The following is a 17,944-nucleotide window of genomic DNA, read 5'->3' as shown; positions in this document are numbered from 1 at the left end:
CCGCCGCCCGCGCCATGATGCTGCGACAGGAACGAGGGTGGGGACATATATGCGTCGTGGCTGGATCACCGTATCGGCGCTGGCGCTTCCCGCCGCGCTCGGCGCACAGCAACTGCCGCCGCCGGCCGACGCCCCAGCGGCGGGTACGGCGCAGGGCGACGTTTCGGTCACCATCTATAATAACGACGTGGCGCTGGTGCAGGACGTCCGGCCGCTGACGCTCCGTAACGGACGGGTGCGACAGGATTTCCCCGATGTCAGCGCGCGCATCCGGCCCGAAACCGTGTCGCTGACGGTGCCGGATGCCGCCATCGTCGAACAGAATTTCGATTTCGACCTGCTCACCCCCTCCAGCCTGATGGAAAAGGCGGTGGGGGAGACGATCACGCTGCTGCGCACCAACCCCGGCACCGGTGCGGAAACGCGCGAGCGCGCCCGCGTGCTGGCGGTCAATGGCGGCGTCGTGCTGGAAGTGAACGGCAGGGTAGAGGTGCTGCGCGACGACGGCCTGCCGGTGCGCGCGATCTTCGACCGCGTGCCCGAATCGCTGCGCGCGCGTCCGACGCTGTCGGTGACACTGGCCAGCACGCGTGCCGGCACCCGTCCGGCAACACTGTCCTATCTCAGCCGGGGGCTGGGCTGGAGCGCGGATTACGTCGCGCTGTTCGATGACAAGAGCGGCACGATCGACGTGCAGGGATGGGTCACGCTGACAAATACCAGCGGTACGACCTTCGCCAACGCAAAGACGCTGCTGGTCGCGGGCGAGGTCGGCAGCAGCAACGACAACATGCAATATTCCCCGACTCCACGCCGTCCGACCCGCGTCCAGCCTGGCACCGAGGGCAGCACGCGTGAACAGCTCGGCGACTTCTATCTCTATCCCCTCGCCGAACGGACCACCATCGCCGACAAGCAGACCAAACAGGTCAGCTTCCTCGATGCCAAGGGCGTGGCGGCCAGCAGCGGCTACCGCTTCGAAAATGCGTGGCTGAACAGTCCGAACGAACCACAAAGCGCGCAGAGCATCCTGCGCTTCGCCAATTCGGGCGCGGCGGGGCTGGGCGACGCGCTGCCCGCCGGTACGGTGCGGGTGTATGTCCGCGATGCGCGCGGGCAACCGCAATTCACCGGTGAGAACCGGATCGAACATACGCCGCAAGGCTCGGCAATCGCGCTGCCGACCGGCGACGCGTTCGACGTGAAGGTGCAGCCGGTCACCGTCGCCCGTACGCGCATCAACGCTACGCGCTGGCGCACGCAAATGCGCTATCGCCTGACCAACGCCCGCAGCCGGCCGGTCACGGTCGAACTGGCGCAGGGCGGGCTGGAATGGACCGATACCCGCATTTCGGAGGAAAGCCGCAAGAGCGAACGGCGCGATGCGGGAACCGCGGTGTGGCAGGTGCCGGTGCCCGCGAACGGAGAGGCGGTCGTCACCGCCACTTTCGACACGCGCTACTGATGCGCCGGGCGTTCGCTCTCTCGCTGCTGTTGGCGGTGGCGTCGCCGGGCGCGGCGGCGGCACAGGGACGTGTCGTGACGTCGGCCTCGCCCGACCGGGTAGCGCTGACCGTATATCGCGCACCTTATGGCCAGAGCGACATGAACCTGAACTATCTTCAGGGCTTCGCGCTGGTGAGCGAGACGCGCCGCATCCGCCTGCCGCGCGGACCGGCGGTGCTGCGGTTCGAAGGGGTGGCGGAAGGGATCGTGCCGGTCAGCGCGGTGATCGACGGCCTCCCCGGCGGTGTGGGCGAAAAGAACCGCGATGCACGGCTGCTGTCACCCGCCGCATTGATCGACGGCACGCTGGGCCGCCGCGTCACGCTGACCCGCACCCACCGGGCGACCGGCCGGCAGATCAGCGAGGATGCGACGATCGTCGCCGGCCCGGCGCGAGGCGTGGTGGTGCGCACCGCGACCGGCGTGGAGGCGTTGCGCTGTTCCGGCCTGCGGGAAAAGCTCGCGTTCGATGCAGTGCCGGCAGGCCTGTCGGCAAAACCGGTCCTGAGCGTTACCACCGTCAGCCCGGTCGCGCGCACTGTTACCGTTCGGCTCAGCTATCTGGCATCGGGCTTCGACTGGCGCGCGAACTATGTCGCGACCATTCCGGCGGGCGGCGGCACGATCGACCTGTTCGCGTGGCTGACGCTGGCCAATGGCGACGGCACCGCCTTTGCCGACGCGGACGTGTCGGCGGTCGCGGGGCGGCTGAACCGGGTGTTCACGCGACGTATTCCGGCGGAGGTGGGGGCACTGCGCCTGTCCTGCTATCCGTTGGGTACGACCACGTCCGACCTGCGTCACGAGTCGTTCGAGCGTGAGATCGTAATGTCCGCCGTGCGGGTCAGTCGGAATGATGTTGGGATATTTTCGGTGAACACGCCGCCGCCACCACCCGCGCCGGCGGCGCCGCCCCCGCCCGAGGATCTGGGCGACCTCAAACTCTACCGCGTGCCCGAACGCGTGACCGTCACCGCGCGTGGACAGAAACAGGTCGCGTTGCTGGCGCGCGATACCGTGCCGTTCGAACGCCGCTATCGCCGCGCCGTCGCGCCGGGACAGATGATCTTGCCGACCCCGACCGCGCTGACCGTCGTGTTGCGCAACCGCAAGGATGCGGGGCTGGGCCTGCCGCTCCCGGCGGGCGGCACGGCGGTCTATGCCGTCCGACCGGGGGGCGACCGGCTGCTGGTCGGGCAGGGTCGCATCGACGACCGTGCGGAGGGGGAAACGGTGCGGATATCGGCAGGAGTGAGTTCGCAGGTACAGCTGGAACAGCGCGTCGAGGCAGGTGGCGATTCGGTGCTGCGCGTCACCAACGCCAATCCATGGCCGGTCACGATCGACGTCCCGATCGGCCGGCCGGGATCGGCGATCAAGGGCGACCGTGATGCGCTGGTGCAGGTCGACGGGGTGATGACATGGTCGCCGACGGTCCCGGCGCATGCCGAAGCGGAATTGCGCTACCGATAGGCTCGCGGCGCGGTTCGCTGTCGCGACCGGGATTCGATCGGATCGGAACCGCTCCGGGGGCTATGCCGCCGGCAACCGCACCACGAACCCCGCACCGTCCGCTCCCTGCGCCAGATCGATCGTGCCGCCATGCGCCTGCAGCAGCGACCGCGCGATCGGCAGGCCAAGGCCAGTGCCCCCCGATCCCCGGCGGCTGGTGAAGAACGGTTCGAAGATCCGCTCCCGGTCCCCCGGCGGAATGCCCGGCCCGTCGTCGCGCAGCGTCAGGCACAGCATGCCGTCGCGCGCGTCCGTATCGATCGCGACCTGGCCCGCGCCCGCCTGCCGGCTGTTTTCGATCAGTGCCGCCAGCACCGCCTCGATCATCGCCGCCGGTGCCGCGACCGGGGGCAGCCGTGCGGCCCCCACGATCTCCACCGCGAACCGATCGCCGCGCCACGCATCGGCCAGCCGGGCGAGCACGACCGCGACGTCGGTCGCCTCTCCGCCCGCCGCCTGCGTCATGTCGGCGCGCGCGAGGTCGAGCAGTCGTCGCACCAGCAGCGACAACCGCTGTGCGTCCTTGCCCATGTTGGTCAGGAACCGGTCGCGGTCGGCGGCCGCCATGTCGGGATGATCCTGTAACAGTTCGACCGCGCCGCCGATCGCGGCCAGCGGCGTCTTGAATTCATGGCTGACCGCATGGGCGAAGTCGCGCAGATAGCGCGAGCGATGCTCGATCGCGGCAGCCATGACCGCGAAGTCGCGGTACAGCGCCTGAATCTCGATCGCGGCGGTGGTCGGCACGTCGGGCACGCTGCCGCGCCCCGCCGCCACCGCGCGCGTCGCCTCGCCCAGCGTTTCGACCGGCCGCACGATCCCGCGCGACAACAGCCCACTCAGCACGACCAGCGCGGCGAAGATCAGCACGACGCCGGTCGCGATCTTGCCGCGATCCTCGAACATGCCGACGAACAGCGCGCGCGGCGACTGCGCCAGCAGCAGCACGCCGATCACCCGGCCGTTCGCGACCACCGGCCGCGCATGATGGATCCGCAGCCCCGACGCGCGACTGAGCCATTCGAACGGATAGGCGGCGGCATAGCCGGCATTGTGGCGCAGCACGGTGGCCGGCCGGCCCGACAGCGCGGCGCGCACCTCCGCCGCCCGATCCAGCGCCGCGCCGGCTCCCGGCCCTGCAACGATCCGGCCCGCACGGTCGAGCAGCAGGATCGACGCCAGCGTCGTGGCGGCGGTCGTGTCCAGTATCGGTGCGACGCGCCGGCCCCATGCCGCCGCCCGTGGATCGGTCGGTCGCGCCATCGCACGGGGCGCGGGGCGTTCGGGCAGCACGGTGGCGAAGCGCAGGTCGATGCGCGGCGGTTCGGGTGCGGCCGCCACCGGCACCCGCGGCGTCGCGCCGGGCCACGCCGCGCCGGCGGCAGCAGCCAGCGCCGCACCCTGCGCGACCAGTTCCGCCTCGGTCTGGCGGACCAGCGCGTTTTCGTACACGCGCAGGAACAGCGCGCCGACACCGGGCAGCGCCGCGACGAACACGAACGTCAGCAACAGGATCGTGCGGAGTCGCAGGCGCGGCCAGTGCCGCCGCACGACCCGCTTGAACGGTTCGATCACGCCGTTCCGCACGCGCCCAGCCGATATCCGATGCCGGCGCGCGTCTCGATCACGTCTTCCCCGCCAGCGCGGGCGAATTTGGCGCGCAGGTTGCGGATGTGGCTGTCGATCGTGCGGTCGGTGATCGCGAAGCCGGGGCCGTGCAGCCGGTCGATGATCGCTTCGCGGCTGAACACCTTGGCCGGCATCGTCGCCAGCGTGCGCAGGATGCCGAATTCGGTCGCCGTCAGCGCCACCGGCTCGCCCGACCAGCCAGCGGTCCAGCCATCGGGGTCCAGCGTCAGCCGACCGTGCGCGATCGGTCCGGTCGCCTGCGCCACGACCGGCGGACGCCCGGCCGTGCGGCGCAGGATCGCCATCACCCGCGCCACCACCTCACGCGGCGAGAACGGCTTGGTGACGTAATCGTCCGCGCCCAGTTCGATGCCAAGGATGCGGTCGATCTCGTCATCGCGGCTCGACAGGAACAGGATCGGCAGGTCGCCCGCCGCGCGCAGCCGACGACACGTCTCGATCCCGTCCATGCGCGGCATGTTGATGTCGAGGATCACCAGATCGGGCACGCGCGCCGCGACCATCGCCAGCGCCGCCTCGCCATCCTCCGCCTCGATCGCGTCCAGCCCGGCACGCGCCAGCGCGAACGCCAGCAGCTGGCGGATATGCGGGTCGTCGTCGGCGATCAGGATGGTGCGCGGCATCGGACACTGGATCATGGTTGCGGAGCCGCCGGTCAAGGCCGGGTGCCGGGTTCGGCGTACGCGGTGCTGCCGTCGCAGGTCTGCCATGCGCCTCTGCGTACCTTGATCGGCATCGCCCGGTCGGGACCGAGACGGGCCGTCGCCAGCGTCAGGCGGCGTGCACCGCGTGGCGTCCACGACCGCCAGTCGCGCTGCCGGAACGACAGGTCGGCCAGCACCCGCTCGCTCACTGCACGTACCCGGTCGCGCTTGGCCGGGGTCAGCGGCCGCCGCTCCAGTTCGATCAGCGGCAGCAGCGCCGCCGGGCCGACCTGTTGCAGATAGCACAGGTCGACGCGCTCGGGGCTGTCGGTACGGACGTTCCACCGCGCGGCCACGGCACCGAAATCGACGAACGTACACGGCACCAGCACGATCAGTGCAGCCAGCATGTTGCGATCGACCAGCCAGCGCGCGCTGCGGCCCGCCAGTATCCGCCACAGGATCGTCGCCAGCCCGAACGCGACCAGCGCCATCCACAGCAACGCCGCGATCCGCCATGTCGTCAGCATCGACGTGGCGACATAGTCGACGGTTCGCAGCGCACTGGACGCCACCAGCACGATGTTCTGCACCACCCACAGCGTGACCAGTCGCCGCGCCAGCGGATGCCGCGCGCTCGCCCGGTCCGGGCGCAGCATCGCAAGCGAAAGGAACCCGGCGATCAGCGCGGTCGCGATCAGCGGATAGGCGCCGCGATGGACATAGTCGGTCTGCGTCGTACCCGCCGGCAGCGCGGCACCACTCCACAGGAACGCGATGTCGAGGATGTTCTGCACTGCGAAGATCGCGTTGAACAGCGCCAGCGCCAGCAGCACCGACGTCAGCGACGTGCCCGGCAGGCGCGGTTCGGGATCGGGCATCCGCGCCGCCAGACGGATCGTCGCGGCATGCGGGCGCAGCGCCGGCCAGATGCAGACGGTGCCGAACCCCCATAGCAGTATCTGCCAGAACGACGGCAGTTCGATTCCGGCGAATGCCCGTGCGATCAGCGGGTTGGCGCTGGCGAACAGCGTCATGAACAATGCCCCGCCGATCACCGGCAGCGCGAGCGTCGTGGCGACCCCCGATACGCCGTTACCGGTACGCGACCGCCACGCCGCCAGCAGGCCGACGTCGCGCAGGACGGTGCCGATCCCGGTAAGACCGTGCAGCATCAGCCGCGCGGTCCAGTGCGCGGCGCTGTCGAACCCGGCGGTACGCGGCAGCAGCGCCGCCATCGACAGCGCACACCAGAACAGCACCCATGCCAGCGCCCCCGGATCGTCGGCGAGCGAGACCACGAACAGGCACGCCGCGCCCGCCGCGATCCACGCGCGCCGGCTGTGCCGGACGTCGCGCCGCGCAGCGATCACGCCGATCAGCCACGCGAGCGCGAACCCCGCCACCACGACGCCGCCCGTACCCGCGCTGACCAGCCGGTCGAACAGCACGACCAGCACGATCAGGATCGCACCTTTCCACCAGAAGCCGAACCGCATCCCGCATCCCTTCACCATCGAGGAAGGGCGGGAATGCGGGGTCGGCGTGGACTGATGGTCCGCGCCGCGTGCCTGTTCCGCACGATTCCGGTGCAGGATCGATGCAGGGGGCGCGACTACAGGCGCGCCGGCTCCGGCAGTATGCTTACCGCGTCAGGCCAGCGCGGCCTGTTTCTCGGCGGCGATCCGGTCGAGTTCGGCGCGGCTCTTCTTTTCGCTCGCGGTCTTCAACTGGCCGCAGGCCGCATCGATGTCGCGTCCGCGCGGGCGGCGGACGGGAGCGGAGATGCCGCCTTCGAACACGATGTCGCTGAACGCCCGGATGCGGTCCGGGGTCGAACATTCATAATTCGCGCCCGGCCACGGATTGAACGGGATCAGGTTCACCTTCGCCGGCAACTGGTATTTGCGCAGCAGCCGCACCAGTTCGTGCGCATCGGCGTCGCTGTCGTTCTTGTCCTTCAGCATCACGTATTCGAACGTGATCCGCCGCGCATTGTTGGCACCGGGATAATCGGCGCACGCCTGCAACAGTTCCTCGATGCCGTATTTGCGGTTCAGCGGCACGATCTCATCGCGCACTTCCTTGGTCACCGCGTGCAGCGATACCGCGAGGTTCACGCCGATCTCCGCCCCGGCGCGCGCCATCATCGGCACGACGCCCGACGTGCTGAGCGTGATCCGCCGCTTGCTGAGCGCCAGCCCGTCGCCGTCCATCACCACCGACAGCGCGTCGCGCACCTGGTCGAAATTATACAGCGGCTCGCCCATGCCCATCATCACGATGTTGGTGAGCATCCGCCCTTCGGGCGTGGAAGGCCATTCGCCCAGCGCGTCGCGCGCCAGCATCACCTGTCCCACGATCTCGCCCGCCGTCAGGTTGCGGACCAGCCGCATCGTGCCGGTGTGACAGAAGGTGCAGTTGAGCGTGCATCCGACCTGGCTCGACACGCACAGCGTGCCGCGATCCGCATCGGGGATGAACACCATCTCGTAATCCTGCCCATCGGGCGAGGTGAGCAGCCATTTGCGCGTCCCGTCGCGCGAAACCTGCGCTTCCTTCACGTCGGGGCGGGCGATGACGAAATGCGTTTCCAGCAGCGGATGCTGCGCCTTCGCAATATCGGTCATCACCGCGAATTCGGTCGCACCGCGATTGTAGATCCAGTGCCACAACTGCTTGGCGCGCATCTTGGCCTGTCGCTGGTCCAGTCCGATCGCTTCCAGCGCGGCACGGATTTCCGGTTTGGACAGCCCGACCAGATCGGTCCGCCCGTCGGCACGCGGGGCAAGACCGCGCGGCACCGGCACGGGGTCGACATGGCCGGGGATCGGCATGGGCGGCGTCGAGACTGTCAGCATCGCCGCGATATAGCCGATATCGGCACGGTTTTCCACTGTGGCGCTACAGGCACCCCAGCGCCGCCGCGTCAATCGCAGTCGCCGCACCGTTCAGCGCATAGACGTCGGCGAAGGGCGCGCCCGATACCGCCTCCGTCTCGACGCTCATCGATCGTGCGCCGCGCATCGCCGCGACGATCGCGCGGTCGGCCTGCGCGTCGGCGGCCCATGCGTCGAGCGCGCCGGCCTTCAGCTCGAACCGGCGCTCGCCGACCGCCAGCACGACGCGCGCCCGTTCGGCGCGCGGGCGGCTCAAGCGGACGTGCAACTGGTTGCGCAGTCCCACGCCGGGCCAGTTCGACACGCTGGCGAACGGCGTGCCCACGCGCGACCGCACCGGCTGGGCGATCGCATAGCAGCGGCGGGGCGCGTCGTCGCGAAACGCGCCCCAGCGATGGTGGATGCCGATCGTCTGCGGCACCGCCAGCGCCAACGCCAGCAGCAGTGCGATCACGCCGGGGCCGCCACCGATGCGCGCCCAGATCCGGTATGCACCACGCGCTCGCGACCCCCTTCGATCCGTACGATCGATCCCTGCGGCAGGTCGGGCGCGACCGGGGCGTCGAATTGCGGCAGCACGTCCGCGCCGGTCAGCACGCCGCGCAGCACGCGGCTGGACATGCCGTGCATGATGACCAGCCGGTCGCCCGGATCGTCGTTCGTGTCCGCCGCCCATCCCGCGACCCGCGTCGCGATCGCGTCATACCATTCGCCACCGGGGGCGGGGCGGCGGTACAGCCGCGCCTCGACGTCCAAAAAATCGGCGTCCGCGCCGGTCAGTTCGCGATAATAGCGCCCCGACCATTCGCCCATGCCGATCTCGACCAGCCGGTCGTCGCGCCGCGCGGCATGCCAGTCGAGTTCGAGATGCTCGGCGATGATCGCCAGCGTCTGCAGCGCACGCCCCGCGCTCGACGCCCACAGCGTGATCGCGGGCTTCACGCCCAACAGGTCGCGCAGCGCCGCGCCCATCGCATCGGCCTGTGCGAATCCGGCGCGGGTCAGCGGGGTGTGCGGGTGATCGCCCTGCATCCGCTGCGCGATATTATAGACCGTTTCGCCGTGCCGGGCGATGAAATCGCGGCCGCGGCGGGCCGGGGATGCGTTGGTCGTCATGGTCCTGCTTTCAAGCCCGTGTTGCGCAAATGCAACGGATTTTGCTGTTTAGGTAGGGTTCATGCAACGCCGCTGCAAATCGGTCATTGGAACGCCGCGCCCGCCGGTTTCGTCGCGGGCACCATGCAAGGAGTTTGTTCATGCGTACCCTCATTCTCGGTCTAGTCGCCGCCACCGCGCTCGCCACCCCGGCGCTGGCACAGGACGCCAACCCCGCCTTTACCGGTTTCCGCGTCGGCGCGCTGGCCGGTTACGACGGCATCCGTCCGGGCAGCAGCGAGGATTCGGATCTCGACGGCGACGACCAGACCGTCAACGGCTTCCTGTATGGCGGCGAGGTCGGCTATGACTTCGCGCTGAGCGGCGTGCTGGTCGGCGTAGAGGGCGAATATACCGGATCGACCGGCAAGGTCGAAACCAGCCGCACCGATCCCAATTTCTTCGGGTTCGGCCGCGTATCGACCGGCCGTGACCTGTATGTCGGCGCCCGCGCGGGCATCCTCGCGACGCCGTCGACGCTGGCATATGTCAAGGGCGGCTATACCAATGCCCGGCTGAACGTGCTGGCCAGCGACGGCACGACCGACCAGCGCGAGAATTTCGAGCTGGATGGCTATCGTCTGGGTGCCGGCGTGGAACAGGCGATCGGCACGCGCGCCTATGCCAAGCTGGAATATCGCTATTCCAATTATTCGAACGCCGATTTCCAGTTCACCGACGGCGTGACGACCGACAATTTCGGGATCGACACCGACCGGCATCAGGTGGTCGCGGGCGTAGGCATCCGATTCTGATCCCAGCGTTGATCCGTCGTTAACCATTTCCGCGCGAGGAAGGCCGGAGCAGCAGTTTGCTCCGGCCTTTCTTTGCGCTAGGGGTGCTGTTCGGGATTTTCAGGTGCCGGCGCCGTTGCTGCCGGCCACAGGGCTAGCGCAATCGCGCGGGGGATATTCATGAAGGCGACGATCGAACGTGCGACCCTGTTGAAGGGTCTCAGCCATGTCCAGTCGGTGGTCGAGCGGCGCAATACGATCCCGATCCTGTCGAACGTGCTGATCGAAGCGGGCGAATCGTCGATCCGGCTGATGGCGACCGACCTCGACCTCCAGATCGACGAGACGATCGCGGCGGCGGTCGACCAGCCGGGTGCGATCACCGTATCGGCGCACACGCTGTTCGACATAGCGCGCAAGCTGCCCGAAGGATCGCAGGTGCAGCTGGCGGCGGCCGAAGGGCGGCTGACCGTCGTCGCCGGGCGTGCGCGCTTCAATCTCGCCACGCTGCCGCGCGACGATTTTCCGGTGATCGCCGAAGGTGAATTGCCGACGCAGTTCGAATTGCCGGCGACCACGCTGAAATCGATCATCGACAAGACCCGCTTCGCGATCTCGACCGAGGAAACGCGCTATTACCTCAACGGCATCTTCCTGCATGTCGCGGAGGATGCGGGCAAGCCTGTGCTGAAGGCGGCGGCGACCGACGGCCATCGCCTCGCGCGGATGACGGTCGACCGGCCCGAAGGCGCGGAAAAGATGCCCGACGTAATCGTGCCGCGCAAATGCGTCGGCGAACTGCGCAAGCTGCTGGACGAGGTCGACGGATCGGTCGGCGTATCGCTGTCGGGCAGCAAGATCCGCTTCGATCTGGGGCAGGCGATCCTGACCAGCAAGCTGATCGACGGCACCTTCCCCGATTATTCGCGCGTCATCCCGACCGCGAACGACAAGATCCTCAAGATCGATCCGCGCAGCTTCATGGCGGGCGTTGACCGGGTGTCGACCATCGCCACCGAAAAGACCCGCGCGGTGAAGATGGCGCTCGATCGCGACAAGATCACCCTGTCGGTCACCTCGCCCGAAAACGGCGCGGCGGCAGAGGAAGTGCCGGGCGACTATGTCGCGCTGCCGTTCGAGATCGGGTTCAACAGCCGCTACCTGCTCGACATCCTGGGGCAGATCGACAGCGACCTGTGCGAGGTCCATCTGGCCGATGCCGCCGCGCCGACGCTGATTCGCGAAAACGACCAGTCGCAGGCGCTGTACGTATTGATGCCGATGCGTGTGTAACCGGCGCATTCCGTCCGGCGTGCCGAGTAACGGAAAGGCATCGGTGTTTGCGGCGGCCGATCGGTTGCCGACGTCAAACCCGTTGCCTCATCCCGTCCGGGATGTCTGATCCCGGACGTCGATGGTGCATCATCGGCGCAAGCCTCGACCGATACAGCATCGGACAGGTTCTACGCGGCAGCGGCCGGACCTCGACCGACGGTTCAGGTTTGCCCGGCGGTTACCCCAGCAGATAGGGCGCGAGCAGCAGCAACAGCTTTACGTCCACCGCAACGCCGTCCGCACGCTTCGCAGCGACGAAGGCTGGCAGGTCCGTCAGCGCCACGCGGTGAACGACGATATCCTCACCGTCGACGCCGCCGCCATCGCCCGTCCGCGTCAGGTCGCTTGCGCGGAACAGCGTGAAGCTTTCCGACACCATGCCGGGCGACGAATGATAGCTGCCCAGCGACACCATCGTTGCCGCGCGATAGCCGGTCTCTTCTTCGAGTTCGCGCGCGGCGGCCGCTTCGGCCGCTTCGGCGGCTTCACCGGCATCGGTATCGCCGACCAGTCCGGCAGGCAGTTCGATGCAGGTGCGGCCCAACGGCACGCGATATTGTTCGACCAGCAGGACATGGCCGTCGTCGATCGCGACCATCACCGCCGCGCCGATGCCGTTGGCACGCCCGACATATTCCCACCGTCCGCGTTTCTTCGCGGTGATGAAGCGTCCGGCCCACATGATCTCTTCGGGAGCGTCGGCGTCGATCACAGTTCGATCACCCGGTCGGACAGTTCGTTCACGTCATGCGCTCCCTTTGGAAAATGGTCGGTCAGGATCGTGCCGATCGCTCCTACTGCCGCGATCATCCCGTCGCCCGGCGTGCCCGCGCGCAGCGCGACCAGCAGCGGTGCCAGTACGTCGCCCCAGACTTCGGGCGCAACCCGGTCGTGGATCGCGGCATCGGCGACGATTTCCGCGCGATGTTCGGCCAGCGACAGGTACAGCAGCACCCCGGTGGCGGCGCGGGTGCGATGCTCCGCGCTTGCGCGGAACAGCGTCGTCGCCTGTCGCCGCACCCGCCGTGCCTTGGTCCCACGCGGGGTCAGCACCATGCGCAGCGGCATCCATGCACAGGCGACGCGCACGATCAGGAAGGCCGCAGCCTGTGCCCATGCCAGCGCCACCAACAGGAAGGTGGTCGACGGCGCGGTGCTCCATGGTTCGATCAGGCCGTGCAGCCATCCGATCCAGCCCGGCCCCCATGCCGTGGCCAGCACGACGGCCAGCATCGCCAGCACCGCCATATGCAGCCCGACGTCATGATAGGCGTCCGACCGGGGCGCGACGATCACGACGATCTCGCCCGCGGTGTCGCGTTCGGCCTGCGTCACCGCCGCGCTGATCCGCGCATGATCCTGTTGCGAAAGGCGCATCACCAGCTTCCCGACGCCCCGCCGCCGCCGCCCGACCCACCACCGCCGCCGGTGAAGCCGCCGCCCATCCAGCCGCCGCCCCCGCCGCCGAAGCCGCCACCGCCGCTCCAGCCGCTGCCCCGGCTCGACTGGCGCGCGGCTTCGTTGGCGATGGTCCACAGGATGACCGGCATGGCGCTGCCGCCGCTGCCGCCACGATAGCGCCGTCCGCCACCGCCGCCGCGCCGCGACAAGGCCAGAATGGCGAACACCACAGCGAATATCGCGAATACGATCAGTTCGGACGGCACCGTCAAGCCGCCACCGCCACCGCTGCGTCCGGCGGGCGCGGCGCGGCTGTGGTCGAACCGTTTCGCCGCCTCGATCACCTTTGCCCGCGCATCGTCGTCGGGCAGCGCCAGCTGGCTGGCGATCTGTTCGGCCCCGGCAACGATCCCGCCGGGCAGGTCGCCTGCCTTGAACCGTGGCAGGATCGCGGTGTTGATCACGATGCTGGAAAACGCGTCGGTCAGCACCGGTTCCAGCCCGTATCCCACCTCGATCCGCACCTTGCGGTCGGTTGGCGCGACGATCAGGATCGCGCCGTTGCCGACATCCTTCAGTCCGACCTGCCATCCGCGCAGCAGCGCGATGCCATATTCCTCGATCGCAAAGCCCTGAAGATCAGGGATGGTCGCCACGACCAGCTGATTACCCGTCGCGCGCTGCAACTCGTCCAGCCGGCGGGTCAGCGTTGCTTCCTGTTCGGGCGGCAGGACGTTGGCGGCATCGACCACGAACCCGGTGAACTTCGGCAACGTCTGCGCCTGTGCCGGTCCGGCAAGGACCAGCGCCAGCAGGAACAGCAGGATGCGCGACATCAGGCGCCGTTGCCGAAGTCCACCGACGGCGCAACCTCGCTGCCCGCCTGCGCCTGGAAACTCTGTTTGGGCTTGGCACCATAAAAAACGCGCGCGCCGATCGCGTCGGGGAAGGTGCGGATGCGCGTATTATACGCCTGCACCGCTTCGTTATAGTCGCGCCGGGCGATGGTGATGCGGTTCTCGGTCCCTTCCAGCTGCGATTGCAGCGACAGGAAATTCTGGTTCGACGTCAGCTGCGGATACGCCTCGACCACCGTCCGCAACTGGCCCAGCGCCTGCGTCAGCTGGTTCTGTGCGCCCTGAAACCGCTGAAACGTCGCGGGGTCCGACAGGTCGTCGGTGGTGACGTTGATCGCGGTCGCCTGCGCACGGGCCTGCGTCACGCGGGTCAGCACGCGTTCTTCCTGCCCGGCGAACCCTTTCACCGTCGCCACCAGATTGGGGATCAGGTCGGCCCGGCGCTGATACTGGTTCTGCACTTCGGCCCATTTGGCGTTCACCGCTTCCTCGGCGGTCGGCACGCTGTTCACGCCGCACGCCGCGAGCGGCAGTGCCGTCGCCATGATGATCGCCCTGCGCATATCCATCGATCGAAACCCTGTCTTGCCTAACGCCATGGTATCGAAGCACAAGGGTGTCCTCAAGCACGGTCGAAAGGCAGGGGCATGTCCATCGTCAAGGAATTCAGGACGTTCATCGCGCGCGGCAACGTGCTGGACCTCGCCGTCGGCGTCATCATCGGCGCGGCGTTCGGCACGATCACCAAATCGCTGACCGACGACATGATCATGCCGGTCATCGGCTGGCTGTTCGGCGGGTTCGATTTTTCGAGCTATTTCCTGCAACTGGGGCCGACGCCGGCCAATTATGCAGGATCGCCCGACAATTATCTGGCGCTGAAGGCGGCGGGCGTGCCGCTGTTCGGCTATGGCCAGTTCGTCAGCGTGTTCATCAACTTCCTGATCCTCGCGTTCATCGTGTTCCTGCTGGTCAAGGTCGTGAACCGCGCGATCGCGGTAGTGCACGAAGAACAGAAGACCGGCGACGTCGAACCCGCCGCCGATCCGCCCGAACTGACGATCCTGCGCGAGATTCGCGATGAGTTGCGCAGCGGCAAGCCGACCGCGTCGCCGCAGGTGCCGCCGATCGTCTAAAGGCGTGGGGGCGGGGCCGATCGCGTCCGCCCCCGCCCGGCCTTACGCCGCGCGCCGTTCCAGTGCGGTGGCGGCTTCGGTCATCAGCGTCGCGATGATCTCCGTCGCAGGTTCTTCCTTCGTCACCATGCCGACCGACTGGCCCGCCATCAGACTGCCATGTTCCACGTCGCCGTCGATCACCGCGCGGCGCAGCGCCCCGGCCCAGTAATGTTCGATCTGCAACTGCGCCTCCGCCATCACGACGCGGCCTTCATCCAGATGCTGTGCGACTTCCCGCTGCTTGGCGGTGAACAGGTCGCCGCCGGCATTCTTGAGCGCGCGCACCGGGATGACCGGCAGCCGCGCGTCGATCTGGACGCTGGCCACCGCATCGCGGGCGGAGGCGCGCAGGAACGCCTTCTTGAACGCGGGATGCGCGATCGATTCGGTGGCGCAGACGAACCGCGTGCCAAGCTGTACGCCGGCCGCGCCCATGTCGAGATAACCGGCGATCGCTTCGCCCCGGCCGATGCCGCCTGCGACGAACACCGGCACCTGCGATGCGACTTCGGGCAGCATCTCCTGTGCCAGCACGCTGGTCGACACCGGGCCGATATGGCCGCCGGCCTCCATCCCCTCGATCACCAGCGCATCGACGCCGCTGCGGATCAGCTTCTTCGCCAGCGCCAGCGCGGGGGCAAAGGCGATCACTTTCGCACCGGTCGCCTTGATCGCTTCCAGCGACCCCTTGGGTGGCAAACCACCGGCCAGCACGACATGGGTGACGCGGTGCCGCGCGCAGACCTCGATCAGGTCGAACAACGCGGGGTGCATGGTGATCAGGTTCACGCCGAACGGCCGGTCGGTCAGCGCCTTCGTGCCCGCGATCTCCGCATCGAGCAGGTCGGGCGTCATCGCACCGCACGCGATCACGCCGAATCCGCCCGCGTTGGAAATGGCGGCGACGAGGTTGCGTTCGCTGACCCACGACATGGCCCCGCACAGGATCGCGGTATCGCTGCCCAGAAACTCGCAGCCACGGGCCATGCGGCGGGTGAGGCGTTCGGCCCCGGTCGATAGGTTCGTCATTCCCCCGCCTAGCGCGCCGCACCCGCTTCGGGCAAGCAGGTGCGATGATGCGACAGGCAAGCGGCGAACTGGTGGTGACGACCAACGGACAAGGGCTGGTGCTGATTACCGGTCAGGTCCGGCACTGGGTCGAGGCACAGGACATGAGCCTCGGGCTGTTGACGCTGTTCTGCCGGCATACGTCGGCGTCGCTACTGATTCAGGAGAATACGAGCGAGACGGCGCGCGACGATCTCGAACGATTCTTCCGCCACATCGCGCCGGAAAGCGACCGCTATGCGCATGCGGATGAAGGCGCGGACGACATGCCCGCGCATCTGCGCACCGCACTGACCGCCACGACGCTGACGATCCCGGTATCGGGGCATCGCCCGGTGCTGGGGACATGGCAGGGCATCTACCTGTTCGAACATCGCCGCGCGGCACACCGGCGGCGGATCGCGGCGCATATGATGGGCGAGTGAGGCGGTTGTTCTGCGGGTAGAGGAGAAGAGGTTTTCACGCGAAGGCGCGAAGAGAAGAAGGAAAGGGTTTGGCACGCGGAGGCGCGGAGAGAAGAAAAAGTGGCGTTTGCTCGTGCCGCGCCGTCAGGCGCTTCGATGATCGGCGTTGTGGCGTGAGAGACGCTTTCGCGTCCGAACCTCTTCTGCGCCTCCGCGCCTCCGCGTGACCAACACCTTACTTCTTCGCGTCTTCGCGCCTTCGCGTGAACATCCCTGCGACAAGCATCGCGGGTTGACGGTCCCACGAAGCGAAAGGATCTCCCGATCTTACTCCGCGTCGAGGCCGTAGGCGGTGTGGAGAACGCGCACCGCCAGTTCGGTATAGTCTTCCTCGATCAGCACGCTGACCTTGATCTCCGACGTCGTGATCGCCTGGATGTTGATGCCGCGTTCGCCCAGCGTGGTGAACATGGTGGACGCGACGCCCGCATGGCTGCGCATGCCGACGCCGACGACCGAAATCTTCGCGACGCGGGTGTCGTGGATCACCTTGCCATAGCCGATGTCGCCGCTGGCCTTGTCCAGCGTGTCGAGCGCGCGCGCCAGTTCGGCAGCGGGAACGGTGAAGGTGACGTCGGTCGACCCCGCCGAATGTGCGATGTTCTGCACGATCATGTCGACGTTGATCCCCGCCGCCGCCAGCGGGGCGAAGATCGACGCGACCGCACCGGGGCGGTCGGGGACCGCGACCAGCGTGATCTTCGCCTCGTTCTTGTCGTGCGCAATGCCGGTGATGAGCTGGCGTTCCATGTCCGTCACTTCCTCTTCGCCGACGATCAGCGTTCCACGATAACCGTCCTCGTCGCGCGAATCGTCGAACGACGACAGCACGCGGACGCGGACCTTTTCCTTCATTGCCAGCCCGACCGATCGGGTCTGCAACACCTTCGCGCCGACCGATGCCAGTTCCAGCATCTCTTCGTACGTCACGCGCGCCAGCTTGCGGGCACGCGGCACGATGCGCGGGTCGGTGGTATAGACGCCGTCGACGTCGGTATAGATGTCGCAGCGATCCGCCTGCATTGCCGCCGCCATCGCCACGGCGGACGTATCCGACCCGCCGCGACCCAGCGTGGTGATGCGGTCGCCGGGTGCCACTCCCTGAAATCCGGGAATTACAGCTACTTCGCCGCGCGCGAGACTTTCGTCCAGCGCGGTCGTGTCGACCGATTCGATGCGGGCGGTGGCATGCGCGTCGCTGGTGCGGATCGGCAACTGCCAGCCCAGCCACGACCGCGCGGGCACGCCGATCGCCTGCAACGCGATCGCCAACAGCCCGCTGGTCACCTGTTCGCCCGACGATACGACCGCGTCATATTCGCGCGGGTCGTACAGCGCCGATGCCTCGCGACAGAAACCGACCAGCCGGTCGGTATCGCCCGCCATGGCCGACACGACCACCGCGACCTGGTTGCCAGCCTCCACCTCGCGCTTCACACGCTCGGCGACGTTGCGAATACGCTCGATCCCCGCCATCGAGGTGCCACCGAACTTCATCACGATCCGCGCCATGCGTGCTGCCATTCTTCCTTGGGGGGAA

The 17,944-nt window shown here is 67.9% G+C and carries 18 protein-coding genes; 6 read left to right on the top strand and 12 right to left on the bottom strand.

What is annotated here, in order from left to right:
- The first annotated feature begins 49 nt into the window (after window positions 1-49).
- Together IFT55_RS08945 and IFT55_RS08940 are read left to right on the top strand one after the other, a co-directional pair.
- On the top strand, window positions 50-1,465 hold the full coding sequence (locus IFT55_RS08945) for a DUF4139 domain-containing protein (RefSeq protein WP_192091206.1): 1,416 nt from the start codon (window positions 50-52) through the stop codon (window positions 1,463-1,465).
- On the top strand, window positions 1,465-2,979 hold the full coding sequence (locus IFT55_RS08940) for a DUF4139 domain-containing protein (RefSeq protein ID WP_192091204.1): 1,515 nt from the start codon (window positions 1,465-1,467) through the stop codon (window positions 2,977-2,979). The genes IFT55_RS08945 and IFT55_RS08940 overlap by 1 nt, the downstream gene beginning before the upstream one ends.
- A 60-nt stretch (window positions 2,980-3,039) precedes the next feature.
- Here IFT55_RS08940 and IFT55_RS08935 read toward each other — a convergent pair whose 3' ends face one another.
- The 6 genes from IFT55_RS08935 to IFT55_RS08910 all read right to left on the bottom strand — a co-directional run bounded on the left by IFT55_RS08935 (window position 3,040) and on the right by IFT55_RS08910 (window position 9,328).
- Window positions 3,040-4,593: an ATP-binding protein gene (locus IFT55_RS08935; protein ID WP_192091202.1), complete on the bottom strand. Its 1,554-nt coding sequence runs from the start codon at window positions 4,591-4,593 to the stop codon at window positions 3,040-3,042.
- Entirely contained in the window at window positions 4,590-5,291 is a 702-nt protein-coding gene (locus IFT55_RS08930; RefSeq protein WP_192091200.1) for a response regulator transcription factor, read from the bottom strand. Before IFT55_RS08930 ends, IFT55_RS08935 begins: the two co-directional genes overlap by 4 nt.
- Before the next feature lie 32 nt (window positions 5,292-5,323).
- Window positions 5,324-6,811, bottom strand: coding sequence for a DUF4153 domain-containing protein (locus tag IFT55_RS08925; protein ID WP_192091198.1), 1,488 nt, complete (start codon window positions 6,809-6,811; stop codon window positions 5,324-5,326).
- A gap of 153 nt (window positions 6,812-6,964) precedes the next feature.
- Window positions 6,965-8,149 carry a 23S rRNA (adenine(2503)-C(2))-methyltransferase RlmN gene (gene rlmN / locus IFT55_RS08920; protein ID WP_192091529.1) on the bottom strand — a complete coding sequence of 395 codons (1,185 nt, stop codon included), beginning with the start codon at window positions 8,147-8,149 and terminating at the stop codon, window positions 6,965-6,967.
- Between the two features lie 67 nt (window positions 8,150-8,216).
- Window positions 8,217-8,666, bottom strand: coding sequence for a hypothetical protein (locus tag IFT55_RS08915; protein WP_446740715.1), 450 nt, complete (start codon window positions 8,664-8,666; stop codon window positions 8,217-8,219).
- Window positions 8,663-9,328, bottom strand: a complete 666-nt coding sequence (locus IFT55_RS08910) for a histidine phosphatase family protein (protein ID WP_192091196.1) — start codon at window positions 9,326-9,328, stop codon at window positions 8,663-8,665. Before IFT55_RS08910 ends, IFT55_RS08915 begins: the two co-directional genes overlap by 4 nt.
- A gap of 140 nt (window positions 9,329-9,468) precedes the next feature.
- On the opposite strand from IFT55_RS08910, the gene IFT55_RS08905 reads away from it, so the two are divergent.
- A complete protein-coding gene (locus IFT55_RS08905) occupies window positions 9,469-10,122 on the top strand; it encodes an outer membrane protein (protein ID WP_192091194.1) in 654 nt (217 codons plus the stop codon).
- Window positions 10,123-10,281: 159 nt separating this feature from the next.
- Window positions 10,282-11,394 (top strand): DNA polymerase III subunit beta, encoded by a 1,113-nt coding sequence (gene dnaN / locus IFT55_RS08900; RefSeq protein ID WP_192091192.1) that lies wholly within the window; start codon window positions 10,282-10,284, stop codon window positions 11,392-11,394.
- A gap of 220 nt (window positions 11,395-11,614) precedes the next feature.
- Here dnaN and IFT55_RS08895 read toward each other — a convergent pair whose 3' ends face one another.
- The 4 genes from IFT55_RS08895 to IFT55_RS08880 are packed head-to-tail and all read right to left on the bottom strand — an operon-like array spanning window position 11,615 to window position 14,263.
- Window positions 11,615-12,118 carry an NUDIX hydrolase gene (locus IFT55_RS08895; RefSeq protein WP_192091525.1) on the bottom strand — a complete coding sequence of 168 codons (504 nt, stop codon included), beginning with the start codon at window positions 12,116-12,118 and terminating at the stop codon, window positions 11,615-11,617.
- Window positions 12,119-12,144: 26 nt separating this feature from the next.
- Window positions 12,145-12,813: a TPM domain-containing protein gene (locus IFT55_RS08890; protein ID WP_192091190.1), complete on the bottom strand. Its 669-nt coding sequence runs from the start codon at window positions 12,811-12,813 to the stop codon at window positions 12,145-12,147.
- Window positions 12,813-13,673 (bottom strand): TPM domain-containing protein, encoded by an 861-nt coding sequence (locus IFT55_RS08885; protein ID WP_192091188.1) that lies wholly within the window; start codon window positions 13,671-13,673, stop codon window positions 12,813-12,815. The genes IFT55_RS08890 and IFT55_RS08885 overlap by 1 nt, the downstream gene beginning before the upstream one ends.
- Window positions 13,673-14,263, bottom strand: coding sequence for a LemA family protein (locus IFT55_RS08880; RefSeq protein WP_192091186.1), 591 nt, complete (start codon window positions 14,261-14,263; stop codon window positions 13,673-13,675). Before IFT55_RS08880 ends, IFT55_RS08885 begins: the two co-directional genes overlap by 1 nt.
- 78 nt (window positions 14,264-14,341) lie before the next feature.
- On the opposite strand from IFT55_RS08880, the gene mscL reads away from it, so the two are divergent.
- Window positions 14,342-14,830: a large conductance mechanosensitive channel protein MscL gene (gene mscL / locus IFT55_RS08875; RefSeq protein WP_192091184.1), complete on the top strand. Its 489-nt coding sequence runs from the start codon at window positions 14,342-14,344 to the stop codon at window positions 14,828-14,830.
- A 42-nt stretch (window positions 14,831-14,872) separates the two neighbouring features.
- Here mscL and IFT55_RS08870 read toward each other — a convergent pair whose 3' ends face one another.
- Entirely contained in the window at window positions 14,873-15,859 is a 987-nt protein-coding gene (locus IFT55_RS08870) for an NAD(P)H-dependent flavin oxidoreductase (protein WP_446740719.1), read from the bottom strand.
- Window positions 15,860-15,948: 89 nt separating this feature from the next.
- Between IFT55_RS08870 and IFT55_RS08865 the strand changes: the two genes are divergently transcribed.
- Window positions 15,949-16,365, top strand: coding sequence for a secondary thiamine-phosphate synthase enzyme YjbQ (locus IFT55_RS08865; protein ID WP_192091523.1), 417 nt, complete (start codon window positions 15,949-15,951; stop codon window positions 16,363-16,365).
- Window positions 16,366-16,671: 306 nt separating this feature from the next.
- Here IFT55_RS08865 and IFT55_RS08860 read toward each other — a convergent pair whose 3' ends face one another.
- Window positions 16,672-17,916, bottom strand: a complete 1,245-nt coding sequence (locus IFT55_RS08860) for an aspartate kinase (protein ID WP_192091521.1) — start codon at window positions 17,914-17,916, stop codon at window positions 16,672-16,674.
- Window positions 17,917-17,944: the final 28 nt, after the last annotated feature.

The organism is Sphingomonas sp. CFBP 13720 (assembly GCF_014842075.1).
Taxonomy (GTDB): Bacteria; Pseudomonadota; Alphaproteobacteria; order Sphingomonadales; family Sphingomonadaceae; genus Sphingomonas.
This window is presented reverse-complemented; position numbering and strand designations above follow the sequence as displayed.

Excerpts from the sequence above, each read along its gene's own strand:
- IFT55_RS08940 (WP_192091204.1), top strand. The coding sequence starts at position 1,465 with ATGCGCCGGGCGTTCGCTCTCTCGCTGCTGTTGGCGGTGGCGTCGCCG.
- IFT55_RS08890 (WP_192091190.1), bottom strand. The coding sequence starts at position 12,813 with ATGCGCCTTTCGCAACAGGATCATGCGCGGATCAGCGCGGCGGTGACG.
- IFT55_RS08885 (WP_192091188.1), bottom strand. The coding sequence starts at position 13,673 with ATGTCGCGCATCCTGCTGTTCCTGCTGGCGCTGGTCCTTGCCGGACCG.
- IFT55_RS08930 (WP_192091200.1), bottom strand. The coding sequence starts at position 5,291 with ATGCCGCGCACCATCCTGATCGCCGACGACGACCCGCATATCCGCCAG.
- IFT55_RS08870 (WP_446740719.1), bottom strand. The coding sequence starts at position 15,859 with ATGGCCCGTGGCTGCGAGTTTCTGGGCAGCGATACCGCGATCCTGTGC.
- IFT55_RS08910 (WP_192091196.1), bottom strand. The coding sequence starts at position 9,328 with ATGACGACCAACGCATCCCCGGCCCGCCGCGGCCGCGATTTCATCGCC.
- IFT55_RS08860 (WP_192091521.1), bottom strand. The coding sequence starts at position 17,916 with ATGGCGCGGATCGTGATGAAGTTCGGTGGCACCTCGATGGCGGGGATC.
- IFT55_RS08945 (WP_192091206.1), top strand. The coding sequence starts at position 50 with ATGCGTCGTGGCTGGATCACCGTATCGGCGCTGGCGCTTCCCGCCGCG.
- IFT55_RS08895 (WP_192091525.1), bottom strand. The coding sequence starts at position 12,118 with ATGTGGGCCGGACGCTTCATCACCGCGAAGAAACGCGGACGGTGGGAA.
- IFT55_RS08925 (WP_192091198.1), bottom strand. The coding sequence starts at position 6,811 with ATGCGGTTCGGCTTCTGGTGGAAAGGTGCGATCCTGATCGTGCTGGTC.
- IFT55_RS08865 (WP_192091523.1), top strand. The coding sequence starts at position 15,949 with ATGCGACAGGCAAGCGGCGAACTGGTGGTGACGACCAACGGACAAGGG.
- dnaN (WP_192091192.1), top strand. The coding sequence starts at position 10,282 with ATGAAGGCGACGATCGAACGTGCGACCCTGTTGAAGGGTCTCAGCCAT.
- rlmN (WP_192091529.1), bottom strand. The coding sequence starts at position 8,149 with ATGCCGATCCCCGGCCATGTCGACCCCGTGCCGGTGCCGCGCGGTCTT.
- IFT55_RS08880 (WP_192091186.1), bottom strand. The coding sequence starts at position 14,263 with ATGGATATGCGCAGGGCGATCATCATGGCGACGGCACTGCCGCTCGCG.
- IFT55_RS08905 (WP_192091194.1), top strand. The coding sequence starts at position 9,469 with ATGCGTACCCTCATTCTCGGTCTAGTCGCCGCCACCGCGCTCGCCACC.
- mscL (WP_192091184.1), top strand. The coding sequence starts at position 14,342 with ATGTCCATCGTCAAGGAATTCAGGACGTTCATCGCGCGCGGCAACGTG.